The sequence below is a fragment of the Enterococcus avium genome (assembly GCF_002891025.1).
GTDB classification, from domain to species: Bacteria; Bacillota; Bacilli; order Lactobacillales; family Enterococcaceae; genus Enterococcus_A; species Enterococcus_A avium.
Genome location: NZ_NBSL01000002.1, coordinates 1,278,126 through 1,301,064 on the forward strand (window position 1 = coordinate 1,278,126; position 22,939 = coordinate 1,301,064).

General features: G+C 36.8%; 22 protein-coding genes, 1 tRNA gene and 1 other annotated feature. Of the genes, 9 read left to right on the top strand and 14 right to left on the bottom strand.

From position 1 onward, the window contains the following. Nucleotides 1-42: 42 nt before the first annotated feature. The 6 genes from pheT to lepB form a co-directional block, all read right to left on the bottom strand. Nucleotides 43-2,460: a phenylalanine--tRNA ligase subunit beta gene (gene pheT, locus AUF14_RS06580; RefSeq protein ID WP_102865957.1), complete on the bottom strand. Its 2,418-nt coding sequence runs from the start codon at nt 2,458-2,460 to the stop codon at nt 43-45. 6 nt (nt 2,461-2,466) lie between these two features. Next, entirely contained in the window at nt 2,467-3,510 is a 1,044-nt protein-coding gene (pheS, locus tag AUF14_RS06585; protein WP_102865958.1) for a phenylalanine--tRNA ligase subunit alpha, read from the bottom strand. A 99-nt stretch (nt 3,511-3,609) separates the two neighbouring features. Next, nucleotides 3,610-3,805 (bottom strand) — a binding site (T-box leader). Between the two features lie 47 nt (nt 3,806-3,852). After that, nucleotides 3,853-4,197 (bottom strand): winged helix-turn-helix transcriptional regulator, encoded by a 345-nt coding sequence (locus AUF14_RS06590; protein ID WP_049218202.1) that lies wholly within the window; start codon nt 4,195-4,197, stop codon nt 3,853-3,855. A gap of 66 nt (nt 4,198-4,263) precedes the next feature. After that, nucleotides 4,264-7,941, bottom strand: coding sequence for a helicase-exonuclease AddAB subunit AddA (addA, locus tag AUF14_RS06595; RefSeq protein WP_049218200.1), 3,678 nt, complete (start codon nt 7,939-7,941; stop codon nt 4,264-4,266). Next, the gene (locus AUF14_RS06600) at nt 7,931-11,413 is read right to left on the bottom strand and encodes a PD-(D/E)XK nuclease family protein (RefSeq protein ID WP_102865959.1); all 3,483 of its coding nucleotides are present in this window, start codon (nt 11,411-11,413) and stop codon (nt 7,931-7,933) included. Before AUF14_RS06600 ends, addA begins: the two co-directional genes overlap by 11 nt. A 220-nt stretch (nt 11,414-11,633) precedes the next feature. After that, on the bottom strand, nt 11,634-12,176 hold the full coding sequence (lepB, locus tag AUF14_RS06605; RefSeq protein WP_016180132.1) for a signal peptidase I: 543 nt from the start codon (nt 12,174-12,176) through the stop codon (nt 11,634-11,636). Between the two features lie 187 nt (nt 12,177-12,363). Here lepB and AUF14_RS06610 point away from each other — a divergent pair, with 187 nt between their 5' ends. Next, complete coding sequence (locus AUF14_RS06610) at nt 12,364-12,960, top strand: nitroreductase family protein (RefSeq protein WP_016180131.1); 597 nt, start codon at nt 12,364-12,366, stop codon at nt 12,958-12,960. Between the two features lie 52 nt (nt 12,961-13,012). Here the strand turns inward: AUF14_RS06610 and AUF14_RS06615 are convergent, their stop codons facing one another. Next, entirely contained in the window at nt 13,013-13,507 is a 495-nt protein-coding gene (locus AUF14_RS06615; RefSeq protein WP_016180130.1) for a hypothetical protein, read from the bottom strand. A 12-nt stretch (nt 13,508-13,519) separates the two neighbouring features. After that, a complete protein-coding gene (locus AUF14_RS06620; RefSeq protein ID WP_016180129.1) occupies nt 13,520-13,723 on the bottom strand; it encodes a hypothetical protein in 204 nt (67 codons plus the stop codon). Nucleotides 13,724-13,883: 160 nt separating this feature from the next. On the opposite strand from AUF14_RS06620, the gene AUF14_RS06625 reads away from it, so the two are divergent. The 3 genes from AUF14_RS06625 to AUF14_RS06635 all read left to right on the top strand — a co-directional run bounded on the left by AUF14_RS06625 (nt 13,884) and on the right by AUF14_RS06635 (nt 14,997). Continuing rightward, nucleotides 13,884-14,411: an HdeD family acid-resistance protein gene (locus AUF14_RS06625; RefSeq protein ID WP_016180128.1), complete on the top strand. Its 528-nt coding sequence runs from the start codon at nt 13,884-13,886 to the stop codon at nt 14,409-14,411. 59 nt (nt 14,412-14,470) lie between these two features. Next, complete coding sequence (locus tag AUF14_RS06630; RefSeq protein WP_016180127.1) at nt 14,471-14,866, top strand: hypothetical protein; 396 nt, start codon at nt 14,471-14,473, stop codon at nt 14,864-14,866. Nucleotides 14,867-14,924: 58 nt separating this feature from the next. Continuing rightward, nucleotides 14,925-14,997, top strand: a tRNA-Gln gene (locus AUF14_RS06635). A 58-nt stretch (nt 14,998-15,055) separates the two neighbouring features. On the opposite strand, the gene AUF14_RS06640 is transcribed toward AUF14_RS06635, so the two are convergent. Beyond that, entirely contained in the window at nt 15,056-15,487 is a 432-nt protein-coding gene (locus tag AUF14_RS06640) for a universal stress protein (protein WP_016180126.1), read from the bottom strand. 280 nt (nt 15,488-15,767) lie between these two features. On the opposite strand from AUF14_RS06640, the gene AUF14_RS06645 reads away from it, so the two are divergent. The 3 genes from AUF14_RS06645 to AUF14_RS06655 all read left to right on the top strand — a co-directional run bounded on the left by AUF14_RS06645 (nt 15,768) and on the right by AUF14_RS06655 (nt 17,096). Then, nucleotides 15,768-16,478: an AzlC family ABC transporter permease gene (locus AUF14_RS06645; protein WP_016180125.1), complete on the top strand. Its 711-nt coding sequence runs from the start codon at nt 15,768-15,770 to the stop codon at nt 16,476-16,478. Further along, nucleotides 16,471-16,791 (top strand): AzlD domain-containing protein, encoded by a 321-nt coding sequence (locus tag AUF14_RS06650; protein ID WP_034877034.1) that lies wholly within the window; start codon nt 16,471-16,473, stop codon nt 16,789-16,791. The genes AUF14_RS06645 and AUF14_RS06650 overlap by 8 nt, the downstream gene beginning before the upstream one ends. Before the next feature lie 86 nt (nt 16,792-16,877). After that, a complete protein-coding gene (locus tag AUF14_RS06655) occupies nt 16,878-17,096 on the top strand; it encodes a hypothetical protein (protein ID WP_016180124.1) in 219 nt (72 codons plus the stop codon). 223 nt (nt 17,097-17,319) lie between these two features. On the opposite strand, the gene AUF14_RS06660 is transcribed toward AUF14_RS06655, so the two are convergent. Next, a complete protein-coding gene (locus AUF14_RS06660; RefSeq protein ID WP_016180123.1) occupies nt 17,320-18,582 on the bottom strand; it encodes a glycoside hydrolase family 73 protein in 1,263 nt (420 codons plus the stop codon). Nucleotides 18,583-18,916: 334 nt separating this feature from the next. Between AUF14_RS06660 and AUF14_RS06665 the strand changes: the two genes are divergently transcribed. Further along, entirely contained in the window at nt 18,917-19,186 is a 270-nt protein-coding gene (locus tag AUF14_RS06665) for a hypothetical protein (RefSeq protein WP_016180122.1), read from the top strand. Between the two features lie 101 nt (nt 19,187-19,287). Further along, nucleotides 19,288-19,608, top strand: coding sequence for a hypothetical protein (locus AUF14_RS06670; RefSeq protein WP_016180121.1), 321 nt, complete (start codon nt 19,288-19,290; stop codon nt 19,606-19,608). Nucleotides 19,609-19,795: 187 nt separating this feature from the next. Here the strand turns inward: AUF14_RS06670 and AUF14_RS06675 are convergent, their stop codons facing one another. The 4 genes from AUF14_RS06675 to AUF14_RS06690 are packed head-to-tail and all read right to left on the bottom strand — an operon-like array spanning nt 19,796 to nt 22,839. Beyond that, nucleotides 19,796-20,560, bottom strand: coding sequence for an ABC transporter permease subunit (locus AUF14_RS06675; RefSeq protein WP_049220199.1), 765 nt, complete (start codon nt 20,558-20,560; stop codon nt 19,796-19,798). Beyond that, nucleotides 20,557-21,492, bottom strand: coding sequence for an ABC transporter ATP-binding protein (locus AUF14_RS06680; RefSeq protein ID WP_049220202.1), 936 nt, complete (start codon nt 21,490-21,492; stop codon nt 20,557-20,559). The genes AUF14_RS06675 and AUF14_RS06680 overlap by 4 nt, the downstream gene beginning before the upstream one ends. Continuing rightward, nucleotides 21,489-21,701, bottom strand: a complete 213-nt coding sequence (locus AUF14_RS06685; protein WP_049220204.1) for a PLDc N-terminal domain-containing protein — start codon at nt 21,699-21,701, stop codon at nt 21,489-21,491. The genes AUF14_RS06680 and AUF14_RS06685 overlap by 4 nt, the downstream gene beginning before the upstream one ends. Next, nucleotides 21,694-22,839: a helix-turn-helix domain-containing protein gene (locus tag AUF14_RS06690; protein ID WP_227656330.1), complete on the bottom strand. Its 1,146-nt coding sequence runs from the start codon at nt 22,837-22,839 to the stop codon at nt 21,694-21,696. The genes AUF14_RS06685 and AUF14_RS06690 overlap by 8 nt, the downstream gene beginning before the upstream one ends. Nucleotides 22,840-22,939 lie beyond the last annotated feature (100 nt).

Genomic DNA, 22,939 nt, shown 5'->3' on the forward strand with positions numbered 1-22,939 from the left:
AAATTTTATTTTGAAGGGTGTTCGCATATGGAATTTCACTTGTTAGCGAATGACTGCTTGAATTTTTTCTTCTAAATTTTTAATAACCTTACTCATCATGCGATTGATTTCTTCATCCGTCAATGTTGCTTCAGGATTTGCGAAAGTTAGATTATAAGCCATTGATTTTTTGCCAGCTTCGATATTTTCACCTTGATAGACATCAAAAACTTGTAATTTTGTTAAGAACTTGCCGGCTGATGTACGAATTATTTCTGCAATCTCTGCATTCGTACTTGTTTCCTCTACTAACATTGCAATATCACGACTGACGGCGGGATATTTTGATACAGCTTCAAATATAAGCGGTGATCTTTCTTGGGTAAGCATTGCTTCCAAATTAATCTCTGCCACAAAAGCCGACTTCAACTCATAGCTTGCAGCCGTTTTAGGATGAACTTGACCAACAAAACCAATCAATTCTTCCCCTAAATAGATTCCCGCTGTTTGTCCAGGATGCATCTCAGGCATTTGCAAAGCTTGATAAGAGATTTCTTCGGCTAGACCCAACCCTTCGACTAGCTCTTCAACCATTCCTTTAATTGCAAAATAATCGCAAGCTTCTGCTTTTCCGGCCCAAGACTTACCAACAACATTCCCAGTTACAGCAAGCGCAACATGATTTTGTTCAATTGGCAAATCTTTTTTCGGATCGTTATTTTGATAGAAAACATGACCAATCTCATAAAAGGCCACATCGTTATTTTTACGTGCGACATTATAAGATAAATCTTCAAGCAAACCGCTGATTAAATTCAAGCGCATCGTTGATCGTTCTTCACTCATGGGCCAAGCCACACGAGTCACTTTGCTTTCATTTAGTAGGAACTGTTGCGCCTTTTCTTCTGTTGTTAAAGCATAGCTGATAGCCTCTGATAACCCAGCGCCTTCTAAAAGACTCCGAACTTTTCTAACCGATTTTTGTGCATCAGTTAAGAATCCAGCAACTGTCTGCCCTTCTGGCAAGGTAGATGGTAAGTTATTGTAACCGTAAATGCGGGCGATCTCTTCCATCAAGTCCGCTTCAATTCGAATATCCCAACGTCGTGGAGGTACACTGACTGTTGTAATATCTTTGCTAACCTTTGTTTCGAAACCTAGTGCCTCAAAAATAGCATTGATCTGATCTTGCGTTAATTTCGTTCCTAAGAAATGGTTCACGTTTTCCAAAGTTGTACTTACTTCTACATTCTTCGGATGAACTTCACTCCCCTTAACGGAACCCTGTAAAACTTTCCCGCCAGCTAATTCTGCGATCATTGCCGCCGCAACTTCACCTGCTAAGCTGATTTCACCTTGGTTGATGCCTTTTTCGAAACGCATAGAAGATTCGCTGCGCAAGTTATAGCTTTGTGATGTGCGACGAACGAGAGTATGATCGAACATCGCCATTTCTAGCGCGACTGTAGTTGTTTCATCAGAGATTTCTGAATCTAATCCACCCATTACTCCTGCTAAAGCAACTGGAATATCCCCATTAGTAATAACAATGTTTTCCGGATTCAATACCCGTTCAACGCTGTCTAATGTTGTGAAATGTTCGTTATCTTTCGCACGACGAACGAGGATTTCTTTGCTGCCTAGTTTATCATAGTCAAAAGCATGTAAAGGTTGGCCAAACAATAATAAGATATAATTTGTCACATCAACGACATTACTAATTGGGCGGATTCCTTCATTCATTAAACGATTTTGCAGCCATTGTGGGCTTGGTCCGATCTTCACATCTTCAATGATCCGAATTTCATAATGAGGGGCATCCTTTTCATCTGTTACAGAAACACTAATTTTATCACTAGCCTTCTTCTCAGCTTCTTTTAATTCCACTGGAGGGAAATTTACTTTCTTATTATAGATTGCCGCAACTTCATGAGCAACTCCACGAATACTTAAGGCATCTGCCCGGTTGGGTGTGATAGATAAATCGATAATTGTATCGTCCATCTCTAGATACGGAAAAACCGGCTCACCAGCAATGGCATCTTGCGGCAAGTAGTAAATTCCTTCAGAATACTCTTTTGGAATCACCGAGTCACTATAGCCGAGTTCCTGTAATGAACAAATCATTCCGTTAGAAACTTGACCACGCATTTTGCCTTTTTTAATTTTTACATTGCCAGCAATTCGAGAACCTGGTAAGGCGACGATCACTTTAACGCCAGCCTTGATATTTGGTGCACCGCACACAATCTGTGATAATTCTTCTTCACCAACATTGACTTGGCAAATTGAAAGATGATCAGAATCTGGATGAGGTATACATTCTTTTACATCACCGACCACGATTTTTTTCAGTCCGGCTTCTGGTGATTCCAGACCTTCTACTTCAATTCCTGTTAATGAAAGACGATCCGCCAAATCCTTCGGTGCAACATCTTTTAAATCGACGTATTCATTTAACCACTTATATGAAACTAACATTGCTACTTACTCCCCCTTGAATTGTTCCAAGAAACGAACATCGTTTGAATAAAAATTTCGAATATCATTGACACCGTAACGCAGCATTGCGATTCGGTCTGGTCCTAAACCAAAAGCAAAACCTGAATACTCTTTTGAATCAATTCCAGACATTTCCAGTACATCTGGATGAACCATACCGGCTCCGAGAATCTCAATCCAGCCTGTGTGTTTGCAGACATTACAGCCCTTACCGCCACACTTGAAACAGCTCACATCAACTTCAACGGATGGTTCAGTAAACGGAAAATAACTTGGGCGTAAACGAATGTTACGATCAGCGCCAAATAATTCCTTTAATAATACCTCGAGGGTCCCCTTCAAGTCTCCCATGGTGATACCCTTATCAACGACTAGTCCTTCAATTTGATGGAATTGATGGCTGTGAGTGGCGTCATCGGTATCTCGACGGAATACTTTTCCTGGAGAGATCATTCGTAATGCACCTTTAGAAAAGTCATGTTTTTCCATCGTACGAGCTTGGACTGGCGAAGTATGGGTACGCAATAATAGATCATCAGAAATATAGAACGTGTCTTGCATATCACGTGCCGGATGATCCTTTGGCAAATTCATTCGTTCAAAATTATAGTGATCCGATTCAACCTCTGTTCCTTCAATTACTTGATACCCCATACCAACAAATGTATCTTCAATCTCTTCCATAATTTGAGTCAGCACATGACGCGAACCATGAGGGACTTGCTTTCCTGGTAAAGTAACATCTAAAGATTCCTCTGTCAGCTTTTTTTCTAAAGCAAGCTCTGTTAGCTCGGCCTTTCGTTTTTCCACTGCACTCGTTAGCATATCACGGATTTCATTGGCAAACGCACCAACTTTTGGACGTTCCTCCGCTGAAAGATCACGCATTCCACGTAATACCTCAGTGATCGGCCCTTTTTTTCCTAGCGTTTCTACACGAATTGTCTCTACAGCAGCAAGCTCTTTTGCCGCTTCAATTTTGGCTAACGTCTGACTTTTCAATTCTTCTAATTGTTCTTGTAAACTCATTGTTTTCTTCCTTTCCCTATTGCTAAAGTGAGAACAACTCACTTGTATCCGATGATTGATTCAAAAATAATTAAAAAACAAAAAAAGACCTCGTTCCAACAAAGGAACGAGGTCTCGCGATACCATCCTAATTCGCCAATTGAATTGACGCTCTTCACACTTTAACGGCTATGCCGGTCTTTCGACAAGCTCCAGAAGTGAACTTCATCTTTTTCTTTCTTAGTCTGCTTCCAGTCAGTGACAGACACTCCCTTTAAGACGTAAAAAGACTACTCTTTTCTATCAACGCTTTTTAAACTATTCAATTGACTAATCCAATACTACAAGAAATTTAAAGATTTATCAACTACATTCTTCGTTTGTAATCCAAGTGTCACCCCAGCGATGAATCTCATTCATCACATTTTTCAAAGCTTCGCCTTTTTCCGTTAGGCAATAATCCATGCGTTTTTGGCTTCCACAAGCAACCACACGTCCAACAATGCCTTCTGATTCAAGTTCTTTTAGTCGTTCTGTTAACACTCGGTCGCTGACATCGGAAATCTTCGCAGCAATATCGACAAATCTTTGAGGCCCGCCTTCTAACAATACATCAATAATCAAACCGTTCCATTTTTTGCCTAAAATTTGAAATCCTTTCTCAAATTTCGGACAGAGTGAAAAGTCCATTACTTCTATTTGTTCCATAATTCTCACCTCGATAGACAGAGTATAGCACATCACTTACCTTTTATAAGTACATCTTGCCTACCTCTAAAAAGTTTTTAATAAATCTATTGTCTTCTTCCCTCGTAGAAAGACGAGATAGGCAGCCTTAACTGGTTTTTGTTTAGCCTTCTCCAAGGCATCCTTATACAAATGCAATTGTCCACGGTAACGATCTGTTAATTGTTTTTCTCTTTCAGGAGTATAATAATCCGTCTTCAAATCATATAAAAAGATTTTATCATCAAATTCTAAATAACCATCAATGATCCCATGAATAAGAATCTCATCTTGGTTTTGATAGTCTTTGAATAATTGATCTGCTGGTAACAGCATCGCAAAAGGTTCTTCACGATGTAAATGGTCAGCATTTTTAATAACAAAATCTCCCACATCAGAATTCAAAAAATGCATAATATTATCGATCGAAATTCTATCAGCGATCTCCTGTGTCAGGGTTTTGCGTTTAACCAAATCATTGATCAAATCTTCAATCATTTTTTTCTCTAGATTTTCATGTAGTGGCAGCAGCTGCATCACTAAATGAGTTGCCGTTCCGATTTCTGAAGCAGATATTTCTTTTTTAGTAGCTAAAAACTTGGGTTCACCCAACTCCGTTTCGGTAAAACGATATTGTGTCTGTGTAGGCGAAATATCCAAAGTTTCTCGATTATCAGGATCATCGTACAATCGCTTTAACTCTGAGACCGACTGATAGCTGGTTGTCTTTGTTGCCTCAGGATAAGGATATTTGAACAATAATCGCTGCTTTAAAGGTTGAATATTAATTGCTCCTTGCGGTATTTCCAGCGTTTTAATTTCTGGAAGATACCCCTGCACCGTTTCGGCAATAAGTTGAGGATCGACAAAATCTACTTTAAATTTCGCTGGATGTTTTTTGATTTCAGGAAGTTGATTGACTACATATTCCTTTTGGTAATTGTCCATCAGTGGATGCCTGAATAGCGTCATCCCCACCCAATCAAAGAAACTATCATTCTGTCCATTTCGCAGCCCCGCATCTAAGACTAGATTTTCATTCAATGCTGCTTTACTCCATGTTTTGTAGGCAGAAGCTTCGTCATCATAAGAACCAACAAGGTACAGCTTTTGTTCTGCTCGCGTTAGAGCAACGTACAATTTTCGCATTTCCTCAGATAGTAATTTATTTAGATTTTTTTGTTTAACCGTCTGGAAGAGTAACGTGTCTTTTCGAATACGATCTTCTGGTGTCAACAGTTTTACGCCCAGACCCAATCGTTCATCAAAAACATAATTCCTTCGAGTATCCTGTACATTAAAGCTTTTACTCATATCCATTAAAAAAACAATCGGAAATTCAAGACCTTTGCTTCCATGAATCGTCATTACGCGGACTGCATCCTGTGCTTCTTCTGTTGGCGGTTCTCCTAAATCTTTATCTTTTTCCTGCATTTTCTCAATAAACCGAATAAATTGATACAACCCACGAAAACTACTGCGTTCATAATCTTTTGCTCGTTCAATCAAAGCTAGTAAATTAGCATGACGTTGTTGTCCAGCAGGCATTCCTAACACATAGTCTAGATAAGCCGTCTCATCATAAATTTTTACTAATAAATCGGCTAATGCTTCTCGCCGTGCAAACTCACGCCAGTCATTTAATTGCGAAAGAAAATCCGATAATTTCTTAGCAGTAGCATCCTCCTTGTTCTGAATATAAGCCTTAACTGCTTGATAATACTCTTTTTGCGGCAACGCCAGTCGAACCTGAGCCAACTCTTCTTCTTGTAATCCAACAATCGGTGAGCGTAAGACTGCAGCAAGTGGGATATCCTGATACGGATTATCAATGATTTGTAACAAAGAAATCATCACTCGCAGTTCAGTCGATTGAAAATAATTTTGTGTATCATTGATCGAAAGCGGGATTCCCAACTGCTTAAATACTTCCAAAATTGTCAAATTATTATTTTTTGTTGGCGTCAGCAAGACGATATCCTCATAGCGCGCTGGTCTCATCGCTTTGTCTTTTTTATCATAAATTTCAAAACCATGATCAATCAACTCGCGAATTTTCGCAGCAGTCATAAAAATTTCACCCATGGCTTTGTCTTCAATCCATTCAGGCACGTCACCATTCTTCTGGTAAATTAATAATTCAGGTGCGAAGTTTTCAGTTTCAGGAAATGCCGTAAAGCCATTAATCAATTCCGCCTGTTTATCGTACTCAATTTGTCCAACCGACTGATCCATTAATTGACTGAAAACTAAATTCGTGAAGTCCAAGACTTCCTTACGGGAACGAAAGTTTTCTGCCAAAATTATCCGTCGTCCACCGTCTTCATCAGCAAAATCATGATATTTTTGGATAAAAAGTGTCGGATCAGCTAAACGGAAACCATAAATTGATTGTTTAACATCCCCTACCATAAATAGATTACCTGGTTCCACGGTACTAAGTTGCTGCAAGATCGTCTCCTGAAGTTGATTAATATCTTGGTATTCGTCAACTAAAACCTCCGTAAATCGGCGACGATAGTAAGTCTCTGCTGGTTTACTACCATTAACGTCAGTTCGGAGTATTTGTAAGGTAAAATGCTCTAAATCATTAAAATCTAGCATGCCTTTTTCTCGTTTTTTTGCTGAGTATTCTTCAATAAAACGTTTTTCTACCCGGACAAGTTCATCCACGATCGGTAAAGCTTCTTGCAATCGTTCTACTTGTTCTTCTGGTGAAACAGTAAAATACATTTCCTTAATCTTTGTTAGCATTTGTTTTGCTTGATCACGATAATTTTTACATTCAACAATTACGTCACCATAGAGCTCCTTAATTTCCTTTTTTCGTGGCGATGGATAGGTAGTGAATTTAAGCTGTTCAAAGATGGTGTAGGTAGCATCTAAATCGTCTCCGATTAATAATTCTTCGATCTGTTGCGTGATAAGCTGCTCATTTTGAGCTAACTCAGTGATTTTTTGTAATTCCTCTGTACCTTGACTAGCAGCAATCATCCATTGATATGTTTGCTTGATTTCTTGTAAACTATTCAGGACTTGTGGACGAATCAACTTACGATATAACTCGGAATCAACTAAATTCTCCACGCGATAATTTTCTACTAAGCCATCCAACCAATCGAAAGGTTCAGGATTTGCACGAGCAAACTCATACATCGAGAGAATCAAATCCTCTAAGCCGCTATCGCTGCGGTCATTTGAAAAGTTCTCCGTCAACCGGTAAAAGATTTCTTGATTTTCCTCATAGAAAGTTTCTCGCAGCTCGTCCCAAACATCTTCTTTTAACAAAATTGTCTCTGTGTCATCTGTCAGCATTCGGTAACTCGGATCTAAGTCAATCAAATAGAAAAAACGTTGAATGACTTTCGAACAAAAGGAATGCAATGTTGAAATGTTTGCCATCGGTAACAAAGTTAATTGATGAGTAAAATGATTCTTTAATTTTTGATCTGTTTCCTCATTGATCGCCTCTTGCAATGCTGATTGAATTCGTTCCTTCATTTCGGTGGCAGCAGCTTCAGTAAAGGTAACAACTAAAAGTTGATCAACTGAAAGCTGCTGGCGCTTGATTTTTTCGATCACACGCCGCACCAGAACTGCTGTTTTCCCTGAGCCGGCAGAAGCCGAAACCAAAAGATTGGTTCCTTGATCATAAATAGCTTGCCACTGAGAATCAGTGTACATTTCATTTGGAGCTTTAGGAGGGATTGAAAAATTAATTGTCATGTAGTTCTTCCTCCATTCGTTTCAAGACTTCTTCCTTCGAAAGTTTTTCTAGACGATGATAATTATTTTCCTTCAACATCGCATCAAATTTGCAAACACTCCGGAAAGGACAGTATTGACACGCAATCCGTTGGTTATCCTTGTAAGTTGGATTTAATTTTATCTCACCAGAAACAATTTGGTTTCCGGCCTTTTGAATTTTTTCTCGATTGTATTGACGCAAAATATCAATTTCAGATAGGTCGTAAAACTTATCTTTAGATTGCGACACGATGACTGTTTGTCCATTTTTATCTTTTTTAATTGGAAATAAAAGAGAGCTCTCTTTTTCTTGTAAACTTTGATCTAATTGATCGTAAAGCTCAGGCTCCTTCGCAAATAATCCGTCATATTGATAGGCCTTCAGCATATCTTTCTCAATACTTTTAGAGTCTTTTAAAACTGGATTATGGACATGCAGATAATAAGCTCCCGCTGGTTTGATTTCCTTACCTTTAGCTTCACTAAAATCAGTCACCGCAACATCCAAGTAAGTAATCAATTGTAACGCGATGCCATAGTACGCATCAGCAACATTAAAACTATGAGGACTTGATTTGTAGTCAATCACGCTAAGCCAATCACTCTCATTACTTTCAAGCTGATCTAGGCGATCAATTTTCCCCCGAATTGCAACTTTTCCACCATTTGATAATGGCAGGTTGATACCGGGGATTCCATTTTGTCCTCCAATAGAACCAAAAATAATTTCCGTTTGTTGCGGTTCAAATTTCGTTCGTGTTCCTTGCTGGACTAAACCCCAGCTAACCTTTTGGATTGTTCGTGACAATTGATAGCGAATATAATTCATTCGTGCCGAACTTGATAGAATCGCAAATTTCAATTCGCCGAAGATTTTCTTCAATACTTCATCAGCCAATTGATTACGTTCTGCTTCATTCAATTCAGCCAAACGAAGTCCTTGTTCCTTTAGTATGCGGAAGAAATGATCTAACGCTTCGTGGTAAAAATCTCCAGCAGCAGCCGGTGTTAATCCGTAGACAGTCCGCTCTTTTAATCCAAGACCAAAATTTGCGAAATACTTGTACTGGCAATTATAAAAATTCTCGATTCGAGAAACTGAAACATAGAGATTTTTTCCATATAACTGTTCTGCTGTTTCGGGTAAAAGATCTCGAGGGACATTAAGATCCTGGAGACTCTTAAAGACACGCTGAGCCATTGGAGCTAGTGAACTATTTTGAATAAACTTCTGAAGCTCCCGCCAAGCTGGTAAGAACGCTCGATTTTCATCTTGTGCGTAACGATTCAAAGCAATCAGATCCGAAAGTAATGTCCGCATAGAACCTAAATGATCCTCAGGCGCGCTTGTTAGTCTTAATGGCTGATTTTCTTTGACTGGTATATTCAATCCTTGACTTAATTGTCTTAAGAAAGATGAGATCTCCAATTTTTTTTCGCCATCCACCGTTGTGGAAACACTTAAATACAGTTTTTCAGTTGCAGATAGAAAGACCGAATAAGCTAAGAATGGTTCACGATTCACTTTAGAGCTATTGCTTTCAGGCAAAAATTTCCCTTCTGGTAGATTTTGATTAAAAGCGGAGCGCTCTTCCGCCGACAATAATCCCTTATCATCGAAGCGAGCCGGAAAGTCATTATTGTTTAGTCCAATTGCAAAGGTGACTTTCATTTGATCCACCCGTGCCAGCTCTAAATCATTCACTCGAACTTGATCAATCGCTGTTGGAATTTTTCCGTAAGTTAAATTCATTAACCCAGCCAAGAAGATATCTTGAAAAATTTCCCAATCAAATGCATCTGCCCCGTAAATCAATACATATTCGTCTAAAAGATCAAGCAAAGCTTGCCATGTTTGCTCATGATTACGAGCCTTATCAAGATTTCCTTTAGCAACTTCCTGATCGCGCCAAAATAACAATTGACGCTTCACACCACTTTCTTCTAGAAAATGATAAAAAGTTGCCGCTGCTGTAAGTCCATTCTCTGCTCCCTTAATTTTCTCGAAGAATGCTGGCAATAATTGCTGTACAGAACGGCGAACGTCATTTGTTGTTTCCTCTAGTTGTTTCGCATCATTAAAGACGTCTGCTTCAAAGTCGTAATCAACGAACTCCCAATCTGCGGATCTTGTCCAAGCACTCCCGCGAAAGTTGTAAGCTAGACAAACATTTTCTGTTTGATCAATCTTTTCTCTATATTTCTGCTGCGCTAAATACCACGTTTCTGGCTGCCAATCAAAGGGAGCAAAAAGTTCTGTTCGCAGCATTCGAAAAACATCATTAATTCGATAATTATAATTGTCGATTAAAAACAACGCTTGTAAGAATTCAATCAATGGATGTGCCGCCATTTCCTGTGTTTCATCTAAGTAAAAAGGAATAGCCATTTTTTGAAACAAATCAGGCAAAACGCTATTATAAACGTTCGGATTTCGCATCAAAATTTGAATATCTTTATAGCGGTATTTTTCATCCCTGACTAAACGTCGAATCTCTTCGCCAATCTTGCGGATTTCTTCTGCAACTGTAGCATATTTCGTTAGCTTAAGTTGATTTGTTTGGGATAAATCAACTTTTTTCTGATTTGCCCAAAAATCACCGATCTGATTGAAAACAGTTTGATTCATTCGCGCAAATTGATCAGGACGAACAGGTATTTGTTGTGCATCCGCACTGCGTTTTAACTGAAAATACGTTTTTCCAGGATCAGCAAATAAATTCAATGGATTTGGTTCTTCATTTGGATAAGGCCGATCTAATTCCAGCGACACAAATAGCTCTCCACAACTCATCAACGTATTCAGCACACTTAACTCACGAGCATTAAAGCGCGTAAAGCCACTAACGATAAAAAGAGTATTGGAAAGATTTTGCTCACTCAAATAAGCTTGTAATAGCAGCAAAGTATCATCATTCGTTACCTGATAATTTAGCAAGGCTTCTTCGTAGGCGGCAAATACCTTCTTCAAGTCCTGCAATTTTAATACCTGATCTATGTCGTTTCCATTTTCATCTAAATCTTCAACTGTAACATTCCCAATTTGCATTTCTTGATAGAAGCTAACTAATTGCTGAATAAAACCAGTCTTATTTACTTCTCCGCGAAAAATCGTTAATTCCTCTCGCCGCTCATGGAGAATTTTCCTTAAAATCATTGCATTACCAGCTTCAGACAACACATTCCCTGGTATCTGACCATCACGTTGTAAAAAGAACCAAGCCAGACGTTGAAAACTAAAAACTTGCGTGCGAATTGTACTAAATTCCACATTTTTAGTATTCTGTTTCATTGCTGATAAAAGACTGATTTCTTGTTCGAATTTATTGTAATTGGGGACTAAGAAAAACACACGATTCGTCGGATCTTGCTCTAACCAAGCTTGCGCCTTCTGAACCATACGTTCTTTCGCGTCATTTTGTCCAGCACCTAACAAAAATTGTAATGGCATCGTTTCCCCTCATTTCTTCAAATTATGTTACCTATATATTATAACAGTTCATTTAAATCTTCGCATGATTGAAACAAGTCTGTAAAGCAACCACAGGGGGACTATTTTCAAAATAAAATATTTTACTAATCAAGGAACACTTCAAAAAAATAATTTAGATACAATAGGCATATATCTTTATTGCTATTATCGAAACTGACAAAAAAGACTAGCAGTTTTGCTAGTCCACAGTGCCAAATCGATCTAACGGCCAGAAAACAAATTTTACATCAGCCATTATATTTTTTTCTTTGATCATTCCAATAATCCGACTATCTTTTGAAATCCGACGATTATCACCCAAAACAAATAACTCTCCTTCAGGAACTTTTTCTGCTCCAAACAGGTCATTTAAAGTGAAGTCAGAGGTCAATGGTTGATCATCTTCTAATTCCCCTTTAAACTCATCTAAATATGGTTCTTCATACTCTTTGCCATTGATGTAGAGTTCATCATTTTTGTACTCGATGGTATCTCCAGGTAAACCAATAACACGTTTGATATAGTTTTTCCCTGGATCATCTGGTGCTGGAAAAGTCACAATATCAAAACGCTTGATCTCCGTATTTTTTAAAGCAATGACACGCTCACCATCAATCAGCGTCGGATCCATTGAATCCCCTTTAACGACTACAGGAGTAAAAACAAAATGACGCAATCCAATCAAAATTGCTCCCAGTATTAAAAACCAAAGAACAGTTTTGCCTATCTCTTTCATATTCATTTGTGAGCCTCCATCTATTTACATTCATAATAATAGTTTATCATATTGTTACCTGTTTAATCGTAGCTATCTACTCCCCTATAAAAAAATTTATTTTTTTCGCGAGCATATTTCTTTCCTTACTTTTAGTAAGATGATAAAGTAGTTTTTGTCAACAAGAACAAAACAAGAAAAGGTGGAAATTATTATGTCACAATTTTTAGAATCATTGAAGGATCGTCGTTCATTTTACTCATTAGGACATGACGTTAAATTATCTGAAGAAGAAATCACAACATTAATTAAAGATGCTGTTAAAAATAGCCCAACGGCTTTTAATGCACAATCACCTCGTGCGGTGATTCTATTTGGAAACGCTCATGAAAAATTATGGAATATCGTAGAAGAAGCTTTGAAGCCGTTAACTCCAGCAGAAGCTTTTCCTAACACACAAGCTAAAATTGCCAGCTTCCGTAACGCTTACGGAACTGTTATGTTCTTTAAAGAAACAGATACTGTGAAAAATCTGCAAGAACAATTTGCCTTGTATGCTGATAATTTCCCTGACTGGGCTGAACAATCAAATGGTATTGCAACAGCAAATACCTGGACTGCATTAAACTCTGCAGGACTAGGTGCAAACCTACAACATTACAATCCAGTGATTGACGATGCTGTTGCTGAAGAATGGAATATTCCAGCTAATTGGCAATTACGTTCTCAATTAGTTTTTGGCTCTAAAGAAGGCGAAGCCAACGAAAAAGAATTCCTAGCTGATGACGAACGTTTCCGCGTTTTCCATTAATTCGCAATAAATAAAAAATAGGCAATGCTGATTTTGTTTCAGCGTTGCCTATTTATTTTCCATTTTTGTCTTGATCATCCTTAGTCAAGATTTCTAATGTGCTGCCTTCATTGAGGTGCGTCGAGAGGAAAACAACAAGCTCAGTTAATGGATAATCAAAAGTTAAAATCGGTCCGCGACGCTGTTTACGAAAATAATTAAGTTTGATTAATCCATTATCTTCTTGAAACAAAACCACCCGCTCGATTTCATTTAACGGAATTCCGCGATTGTCCAACCCAAAAAGAACTAAACTTTCTTCTGTAAATCCCTTTTTGTCCAACAAAAAACTTAACATTACTAATGCAGCTAAAATCGTTTGTGTACGCCCATTTATATCTTGCCAACTACTAAATCCGATCCATACAATCAACAGCGCCAAGAAAACATAAAATGGATATTGCTTGCGACGTTTAAAAACCGGAATAACGATATCCTTGCGTGCCACCCATAAAAAGACATACAAAACAACCGTAAAAATTCCCAATAACAATGTTAATATATTCAAAAGAACCGCCTTCTAACTTGGAATGAAATTAGAATATTTTACCACGACCATGTTAGATTTGTCATCTCGTTGCTCTTGATCTACCTCTTCGCATTGGTTAATACGAACCACTGCGCAATTCGTCATTTTTGAAATGACTTCGCCTTCTACACATTCTTCGAAACCAATCGGATGGCAACGATAATTTCTTCCAAGCTCAATTTCTTCTTCATTCATAAGTAAGCCCTCCAGTATCGACATTCATTTGTTCGTCTAGCTTTTGGATCAATGTTATTCGCATTATACCGAAGTATGGAATGGTTTACAATCGAATTTTTCACTTCATTAGCAAAAAGACGTCAAATCGGGTAAAATTATTAGTAAGGAGTGATATTTTATGTCAAATTTTATTGATTCGATTAAAAAGTATGGATATTTGAGAAGCGTTTGTTATCTCATCCTTGGAATCGCTATATTATTCTCGCCACGAAGCGTCTTTAGGGGAATTATCTACATCATTTTCTTCTATTTATTAATTTTTGGAATTTTACAGATTATCCGCGGCTTGAGAACAAAAAAATATACAGGAAACATCGGATTTGAGACGACTAGTGGTATTATGCGAGTGCTTGTCGCTTTTGTCGTTCTTTGGTTCTCTAAAGGGATTGTCAGTATTTTGCCAATGTTTTTAGGATTCATTATCCTGATATTTGCAATTAGTCAATTCATGCAAAGTTGGACTGCTAAACGCGATGGCTTTCCTGTTACAGGTCAGATCATCTATAGCGCCCTAATGATCATTGCTGGTTTTTTCCTTTTATTTAATCCATTTAGCAGCATGATGATTCTTTTTCAACTATTTGGGTTTCTACTTATCACCATGGCCGTTTCAGAATTCATCAATGCCCGCCGCTTCACACGATAAATGATTGTTTCTATTAAAAGAAACAATTATACTAAAGCTATCAAAAAAGCGAGGTTATTATGAACACTGCAAATGAACTTTATCAATTTACCAAAACATACGGAATTAATTATAATACAAGTGAAGACAAAGGCACTCAGTTGTTTAACAATTTTCTTCACGCATTTCCTAAAACAACCTTTTCCTTTTCTTTTATTGGTTTCCACAAATATGAAAACCTAAAGAAACAGGAGGGTTTGAGTGCTTATGGAATTTCCGGCAATACACTATATGTGTTAAGTAAGCAAAAAGCATATAAATACAATCTTTATCAATGCAAAGAAATCCGCGGTAAAAAGAAATTAAATGGTATTCGACTGTCTTTAATTTTTGATAATGAAGTTATCAAAATTAATTTGGGATTTGCGGATGGAAATATTGTCTTAGCAGCTTTGAAAAGGGCTGGAAAAAAATAGGCGAGACAATTTAGTTGAAGAATTGAAAAACTAGCGTTATAATTCTTTCTGTTCTCATTGGGATATGGCCAAACTGGTAAGGCGCCTGACTCTGAATCAGGTAAGTGTAGGTTCGAGCCCTACTATCCCAATAAAAAAAGTTTTTGCTTCTATCGAGGCAAAAACTTTTTTTATTATAAATATATCGATTTAAGACCTCACTACCATAACATTGCAGTTGGCGTGGTTTACTACATATGCTGTCGTAGAACCGACTATCGCCTGTTCTACTGCACCTCTGCCTGTTGCCCCCAACATTATAAGATCTACTTGATTTTCCAACGCGTAATCAATAATCTTACGTTTAGGATTACCTGAATCAATCTTTGTTTCATAGTCTAAACGACTCACTTTGGAATTAGCAACTAATTGCTCCAATTCAATTTCAGCATTATTTAGATGAAATTTAAGAGCATCATTGATAAACGCTGGATCACCGATTGAAAATTTGAAATCAACTACAGTAAGTATAAAGAGCTTCGCATCATTTCGTTCAGCTACATTTAGCGCTTCATTAAATGCGTTTGTTGATGAGGTTGAACCATCTACTGCGACAAGTATTTTTTTATAACTTTCTTTCATTGATAACGCCTCCCTTTTCTTCATTATACATCATCTATATCTTTTAAGAAAAATAAAGGCTAAACCCTCATTACAAATATTTTTAGGTTATTTACTTAAATAAATAATTTATTTAGATTTATCCCTAATAATTTTATGGTAAAATAAATTGAGCAGAAACTTCCTAATTAGCTTATATATCTTTGCTTTTAGGTTTGTTGCTCTTTTTTCGCTTACTAACCCTCTTGTTTTTTTATTGCTTTTAGTCTAATATGATTAAAACAAAATGAGAGGTGAGCAGATGGATAATCGTATAACACAAACCAATAGTTTTTCAGACGGAGTCAAGGCTTGTTTACCCACAGTCATGGGATATCTAGGTATAGGTATTGCGATGGGTATCGTGGGGAAATCTGCTCATTTAGCCATTTGGCAAATTTTTATGATGTCTACCTTAGTATACGCTGGAAGTGCTCAGTTTATCTTATGTGGATTGCTTTTGTTAAGTGCCCCCATTCTATCAATCGTATTCACTGTTTTTCTTGTGAATCTCCGACATTTACTCATGAGTCTTTCTGTTGCTCATTACTTCAAGGAGGACTCTTTACTAAATGGGATTGCGATCGGAACCTTATTAACCGATGAATCTTACGGTGTATTAATGACTACTCTAGCACAAGAAAAGAAAGTCTCAAGTAACTGGATGCACGGATTAAATTTAACCGCTTACCTTGTATGGATACTTTCAACTGTGATTGGTGCATTATTAGGCAATTTCATTCCTGATCCTACGATATTCGGATTCGACTTTGCATTAACTGCGATGTTTTTAGGCCTATTTCTCTTTCAGATTCAATTACCTTTAATGAAACAAAAAAACAAGACGATAACTATTTTAATAGTTACAATCATCAGTCTTTTTCTTCTGATGCGGTTTATATCTGCTGAATTATCTGTCATTTTAGCAACACTTTCTGGTTGCTTCACGGGGGTGTTGATGAAGGATGAATAATAATTATTATCTGCTTACACTTTTGGGCTGTGCTATAGTTACTTGGGTGCCACGAGTCTTACCTTTTATACTTACTAAGGCAATCACTTTACCGCCTATACTTGAAAAATTTTTAAGCTATCTTCCTATGACGATATTAACAGCATTACTAATGCAAAGTCTTCTAAATTATCAAGCGGGGCATTTTCCAACTTTGCGTTTCCCCGAAGTCCTTGCTTGTATACCTGCGTTGATCGTTGGAATTCGAACCAAGGATCTTATGAAAATTGTCTTAACAGGTGTTTTAGGAATTGCACTTTTGAGGTGGATTTAAATTACAACTGTTATAGAGCTTAATTCTGGTTTCACTTACATCAATGATGTAATATATAACAAAATAATAGAAAAGGAGTAATTCTCATGAAAAAGATTGCTGGATATTTCTTTGAAAAACCATTGGTATTAGACAACAAAAAATCGTTTGAAATTCATCTTCCAACGGATACTTTATATGAAGGAAACGAGCATATAATTAAATCTAACCAGCAAATACTTTGTGAAATAAGCAAAAAATATGAATACTCAATCGATAGCCTTCATAGCTTTTTTGTAATTTCCGAAATAACTGATGCTGAATAGCGAAATTTTCAACTTACAATGTTAGACTTTTAAGGAGTGGTATGACCCACTCCTTTTTCAGGTATCAATTTTCTAAAAGGTGAGTGTTTATCACAGAGGATTATTAATCAGCTATATACCTCAACTTTAAACCTATATTTGATGATATAAATATAGCTTTCAAAAGTTAGTTGAGAAAATCTAACTCTTGAAAGCTACTCAAATATCTATTTAAATTCTTTGATTACTGTCCGTACCAACCTATTCCTTCATTACGCCAGCCATGCTTTATCAGATTATTCCGCTCACTTTGAAGAAGTGTATAATGATGTGCACCTGCTTTAGCATTTGGATTATACAAACGGTAAAGTGGCTTGCTTCCACCAGAATACCAGCTAATCCCTTCGTAACGCCAACCCTTTTTGATTAAATCATTTTTTTCGTATGCGTGCGGTGTGTAATGATGATCGCCAGCGTTAGGATTGTATAATCGATAAACAGGGGTTCCGCTTTTAGGCGCTTGCCAACCGATGCCTTCATACCGCCACCCCGCCTTTTTGACTGTATCACGTTCGGCGACACTCGCTGTATAAAAATGTTCGCCGCTATTCGGATTGTACAAACGATACATTGCATTGGTTTGAACAGGTTGTGGTGTTGATGTACTACTACCAGTATCATATTGTGTTAAGTTGTAACTCTGAATAATACTATTCAATGTACTGCCATAATTTGGTGCTGTCGCATATCTTCCAGTTAACCACGCAGTCGCATCTTTGTATGACTTTGTGTTACTCTTCCACGCGCCTGAGTAATAGTAATTACCAGATGAAAAAGAAGTAGTTTTGAGGATCGTTACATTATCACCCAAAGATTCTTTATAAGAAGGATATTTTCTAAACTTAGCATCAATCCAATACCAACCTTCTTTTTCACTCCATTCTTGTGTTTTCATCGTTACTGATTGTCCATTGTAGGTTCCTTTGATGCCAAATAAATTATAGTTAGGAGCTTTTGAAAGCGTACTACTCCCCCAACCGCTTTCAACAATTGCTTGTGCAATCATTACTGAAGCATATAAGTTATTTGCGCTTGCTAATGTCTTAGCAGACGGAGCTATTTGATTGATAAAAGCTTGTTGTGTATTCACAGCTGATCGTGCACTTCTAAACGCAGGCGGTTCTAAAGTAAAATCCTCAAATCGAACTGGATGATGAAATTGTAAGTTTCCTTGAGCATCGTATTCCTCTTCATCTACCGCGCCGCTTTCACTACTTGACTCGGTTTGTTCATTCGAAGACGATGTCGTATCTGAGTTCACTAATCCAGAATCAGCTTCTTGTGAAATTGAATCGTCCGTTTTTACTGTAGAACTAGAAGAATTGATAGTACTTGAACTCTCCTGTATACTGGTAAAGTCTGTTTTTTCTTCTCCATAAGCAACTAAGGTCGAGGTTCCAAAACTCCCTAGCAACATCACACTACATAATAGCTTTTTATAATCCATGTCATCCCCCTGTTTTAACCATTAATTAACGATTACATTTAATATTTTATTTCTTACCTCTCTTTATATAAAGTAACAAAAATTAATCACAATGTAAAATTCTTTTATTTAGTATTGGATCGTAAAAATTGTTAAATAACAATGTTTTACCAGTTTCTTTGATTTTTTTAAAATTAAAGGAAGAACATAACTGTCAAAAAACATGTATTAATAAGAATCTTTGAATGAAAATTAAAATGGTATTTTCTCATTAATAAAGCTAATTGTTTCTCATTTTATTGTTATTTATTGGAGTCCGTATTCTGATATAATTATTTATGAAGGAGGGGAGTTCATGGATATTGGTGATGCAGTATCATGGATCATTTATTTGATCTTTTTTTTAATGACTATCATCTATTTTTACTTATTCAAAAAAGATCGAGTATTGATTCATTTATATTTTTCTTTGACCCCGACTTTTTTGTGCATTTATTTACTTATGAATTATCATCATTACCAACCAGTTGAAGGAGCTTGGACATTAGCCTTTTTAATGTTTATATCACTTGTCACTTTTATGGTATATTGGATGATCTACACCTTTTTCAAACACCATGATTGATGTCTTTGTGTGAATCTTTCATAAATAATTCGTAATTTTTTTCGTTAGTAGTATGCTATAATAAAGCTTGTTTATTCTAACCAATTTGAAGGAGCTTTGTTATGGCGCTTTTACTAACATTACTATTCGATCTCTTGATGATTATCTTGTTCCTGTTTAGAATGATTAAAGGTGATCAAATTATTTTTATCGTCAGTATCATTTTACAGGGCCTAATTTTTATCGATTTACTAGCAGTTGTGCTTCTGGGTGGATCAAAAAAACCAAAAACAGTTGATGTTGATATAACTGAAATGACACGAAGACAATCGCGTCAATCCACCAGCCCTAAACGCGGAGGTTTTTTCTCAAAATTTTCTTGCGTTGTCGCTTTGCTGTTACTGGCATATTACATCTATTCTGTCATTTATCTATTTATTTAACTAATCAAGACACCGACATTTTGTTGGTGTTTTTTTGTAATCAGTTTTCTAATAGTGTATTATTTTTTCTGATTTTGATTTAACTGCTATAGTTCTAAATCATGGTTAATTTTGAATCTTACGCTCCTACTATTTTCTTTCAAAAACAATAAAAGAGGCCTAATTTACATAGTTAGGTCCCAAAAAATTACAATTTCTTCTTATTAAAAATTTGTATACTGAGTAAAGTTGCCAGTGCAAAAAATAGAATACTTATTAGTATCGCTGGCAAGTATTTTTGAATATCTACTGTTCCTTGCAGGAAGTTAAGGTTTTGTGTGACCAGCGAGATCGGATTGTAATATTTCAGCTTATCAAATAGATTGATTAAGACTAAAATCACAATTATACCGCCAGTCAAAATCAACCCTTCATAACTATTCCGCATAATGGTTGATGATAAAAGAACAAGGCTTAGTAATAATAAACCAAAAATCCACAATGGAAAAACGGCTTGAAAGAGCTGTATGCTCTTGTTATCCGGAAAATAATACGCCGTGTAGCCCCAGGTAACAAGAAAAGTTAGCAGAAAACAAATGCTCCATTGAAAAAACAAACTAATCATTTTCCCAACGATAATCACCCAACGGCGCAACCCTTTCGTCACTAAATTAATAAGAGTTCCTTTATTAATCTCGTTGTTGACCGTACCACTAAACATCAAAGCTAAAACGATCATCCCGATTTGTGTAAGATTCTTAAAAAACTGCGTCCAAGAATCGATAGATGTGGGTTTGGGAATTGTACTAGCCAATGCATCGCCAATTGTCATCTTTACAATTTCTGGTGTTAGTTTTGCTAGCAATGGATTCATTAAACCAAAAATGAGAAAAATAATGACTAGAATCAAAAAGCGTGATGTTCGCCAACATTCAAACAATTCCTTTTTTGTAAAAAAATACAAATTCTTCATTGAACCACCTCCAAGAAAATTGTTTCAAGTGATGGATCAATCTTTTTAATTGTATTAGGGAATATCTGACAGCTTTCAAATATTCGGAAAACCAATGGTGCCACCTCTTCATACGCCTGTGTATATGACAAAATAAGTAAGTTCTTTGATGGATCAAAGGAAAAATCTTTCAGAACACCCTTGTTTCTTAATTCTGACAACTTACTTGTAAATATCTTTAGATCAGCCTCATGCGAAAATTCAATTTCTATCTGATTTTTAGCATATTGCTGCTTTAATTCATCCAATGAGCCGCTAACGGCTAGTCTTCCTTGATCTAAAATACCAACATAATCACATATTCGTTCGACATCACCCAAAATATGGGTAGAAAACAAAATGGTCATCCGCCCCCTTAGGTTCGCCAACATTTCTAGAAAGTCATTCCGACCGCTTGGATCTAAGGCCGAAGTTGGCTCATCGCAGATCAATAATTTGGGATCGTTTAATAAAGCCTGAGCGATTCCCAAACGCTGTTTCATCCCTCTTGAGTAACCTTTAATTTTACGTTTATCCAGCTTTAAGCCCACCAATGATAGAATCTCAGGAACTTTTTCCTTTAATTGCTTTTTTGATAAACCAGTGATCTCTCCGCAAAATCTTAAATATTCTTGAGCAGACATATAATCATAGAACTCTGGAACATCTGGTAAATACCCAGTCAAAAGATTTGTTTGATTATCGCCAAAAACTACAGGCAATTCGTTAACTAGAATTTCTCCACTAGTCATCTCCTCTAAACCTAAAATCATTTTCATCGTAGTTGTTTTTCCAGCTCCGTTTTCTCCCACAAAGCCGAAAATCGAGCCAGTGGGTACCGTTAGATTTAAATTATCTAAGACTTTTTTTGACCCAAACCTTTTGGTGACCTGCTTCAGCTCTAAAATGCTCATTGATCCTCCTCTTTTCCAAAAACAAAATAGATCACCGGACCAATAATTTGAATCAAGATAACGATTAATAACCAGACAGCTCGGTTACCAAAACGATAGTGCGGGTGCTTCAAAACATGTCGAACTGCAGTAATCATTAAGATTAATTCCAAAATAACTAGTGGAACAAAAATAGGTAAGTTCTCTTTAAGAAAATCAAAATTATTCATTCTCAGTCACATCCTGCTCTCTAATAGATCGAAGTTTAGTAAAAATTTCTTGCACTTGCTCCTGATCCTCGAACTGTGCAAACGTAGGATTATTTATTACCATTTCCAACAACCCCTCTTTGACCTTCATTGAATCTCTTGGTAACTGATTTCCAATTTCTAAGTATTCAAGCCATTCATCGATTTGATCAAAGTAATCATCACCATGAAGAACAACCGGAAATGTTGTTCCTTGTAAAACCTCAACAAACTCTTGCAGCATCTCAAGTGCGGCAGTCTCATCTTCCATTTGTGCATAGCCAAAAGTGGCCGATAATTGAAAATTCATCAACGCAACAGGGTGCATCTCTTGAAAATTGAACAATTTTTCGAAGCTCTTACCTCTCGAAACGGTCTCAGAAAACTTATCAGGGTCATCAATCACCAGTTGAAGATAATTAGTTAAGAAGCTTAAAAAGACAGTCGTATATTGATAAATGGCACTTTGAAGAGTAAGAACAGCCTGTTTTGATTCACCTTTCTGCTGTTGAGCTGCAGCGATTAAGCTTTCGATTGGAAATAAAACGGGAACCTGATCTCCAAGAATCGATAAAACTTGATCAAACTCCTGTAAATTAAGAGCTGTATAGGCCTCATATTTTAATGCTTGTGTAATTAAATCTGGATCTTTTGCTTGTGTTCGAACATGAATGAATAAATCCTGTGCTTCTTTGGTATACGTTTTAATTTTTTCCTCTCCTGGAAGTAAATCTGCATGATTCAATAAAAACATTCCCATTTGTAAAACGAATGGATAGCAAGAATAATAACGCCGAACAAAACTACGAATGGTTGCTAAAACATCCTCTGGTGATTTTGTTTCTAATGACTCCTTCAACCTCGCATAAATACGTTGAATCTCGTGATTATCTAATTGCGGTTCATAGGTTAGCAGTGAATCGATCGTGATATCAAAATACGCCGCCAAAAGCGGAAGTAAAGTAATATCAGGATAGGTTTGGCTGGTCTCCCATTTTGATACTGAGGCCTTCGAAACTCCTATAAAATTAGCTAACTCCTGTTGAGTCACCTTTTTTTCCTTACGCTTCGCCATTATGATTGGTCCGATATTCATTTCCACCTTTATCTCCCCTTTCATCTTTATTTTAGAATGACTTATAAAAGAAAACAATGGAGTTGTAGTTAACTTGTACGGTTAAAAATCAACTCATGAGAAACAAAAAAATCAGAGCAGTATC

What these genes read in the sequence shown, in the direction of transcription:
- pheT (WP_102865957.1), bottom strand. Translation starts at nt 2,460, where the DNA reads ATGTTAGTTTCATATAAGTGGTTAAATGAATACGTCGATTTAAAAGAT.
- pheS (WP_102865958.1), bottom strand. Translation starts at nt 3,510, where the DNA reads ATGAGTTTACAAGAACAATTAGAAGAATTGAAAAGTCAGACGTTAGCC.
- AUF14_RS06590 (WP_049218202.1), bottom strand. Translation starts at nt 4,197, where the DNA reads ATGGAACAAATAGAAGTAATGGACTTTTCACTCTGTCCGAAATTTGAG.
- addA (WP_049218200.1), bottom strand. Translation starts at nt 7,941, where the DNA reads ATGACAATTAATTTTTCAATCCCTCCTAAAGCTCCAAATGAAATGTAC.
- AUF14_RS06600 (WP_102865959.1), bottom strand. Translation starts at nt 11,413, where the DNA reads ATGCCATTACAATTTTTGTTAGGTGCTGGACAAAATGACGCGAAAGAA.
- lepB (WP_016180132.1), bottom strand. Translation starts at nt 12,176, where the DNA reads ATGAATATGAAAGAGATAGGCAAAACTGTTCTTTGGTTTTTAATACTG.
- AUF14_RS06610 (WP_016180131.1), top strand. Translation starts at nt 12,364, where the DNA reads ATGTCACAATTTTTAGAATCATTGAAGGATCGTCGTTCATTTTACTCA.
- AUF14_RS06620 (WP_016180129.1), bottom strand. Translation starts at nt 13,723, where the DNA reads ATGAATGAAGAAGAAATTGAGCTTGGAAGAAATTATCGTTGCCATCCG.
- AUF14_RS06625 (WP_016180128.1), top strand. Translation starts at nt 13,884, where the DNA reads ATGTCAAATTTTATTGATTCGATTAAAAAGTATGGATATTTGAGAAGC.
- AUF14_RS06630 (WP_016180127.1), top strand. Translation starts at nt 14,471, where the DNA reads ATGAACACTGCAAATGAACTTTATCAATTTACCAAAACATACGGAATT.
- AUF14_RS06640 (WP_016180126.1), bottom strand. Translation starts at nt 15,487, where the DNA reads ATGAAAGAAAGTTATAAAAAAATACTTGTCGCAGTAGATGGTTCAACC.
- AUF14_RS06645 (WP_016180125.1), top strand. Translation starts at nt 15,768, where the DNA reads ATGGATAATCGTATAACACAAACCAATAGTTTTTCAGACGGAGTCAAG.
- AUF14_RS06650 (WP_034877034.1), top strand. Translation starts at nt 16,471, where the DNA reads ATGAATAATAATTATTATCTGCTTACACTTTTGGGCTGTGCTATAGTT.
- AUF14_RS06655 (WP_016180124.1), top strand. Translation starts at nt 16,878, where the DNA reads ATGAAAAAGATTGCTGGATATTTCTTTGAAAAACCATTGGTATTAGAC.
- AUF14_RS06660 (WP_016180123.1), bottom strand. Translation starts at nt 18,582, where the DNA reads ATGGATTATAAAAAGCTATTATGTAGTGTGATGTTGCTAGGGAGTTTT.
- AUF14_RS06665 (WP_016180122.1), top strand. Translation starts at nt 18,917, where the DNA reads ATGGATATTGGTGATGCAGTATCATGGATCATTTATTTGATCTTTTTT.
- AUF14_RS06670 (WP_016180121.1), top strand. Translation starts at nt 19,288, where the DNA reads ATGGCGCTTTTACTAACATTACTATTCGATCTCTTGATGATTATCTTG.
- AUF14_RS06675 (WP_049220199.1), bottom strand. Translation starts at nt 20,560, where the DNA reads ATGAAGAATTTGTATTTTTTTACAAAAAAGGAATTGTTTGAATGTTGG.
- AUF14_RS06680 (WP_049220202.1), bottom strand. Translation starts at nt 21,492, where the DNA reads ATGAGCATTTTAGAGCTGAAGCAGGTCACCAAAAGGTTTGGGTCAAAA.
- AUF14_RS06685 (WP_049220204.1), bottom strand. Translation starts at nt 21,701, where the DNA reads ATGAATAATTTTGATTTTCTTAAAGAGAACTTACCTATTTTTGTTCCA.
- AUF14_RS06690 (WP_227656330.1), bottom strand. Translation starts at nt 22,839, where the DNA reads ATGAAAGGGGAGATAAAGGTGGAAATGAATATCGGACCAATCATAATG.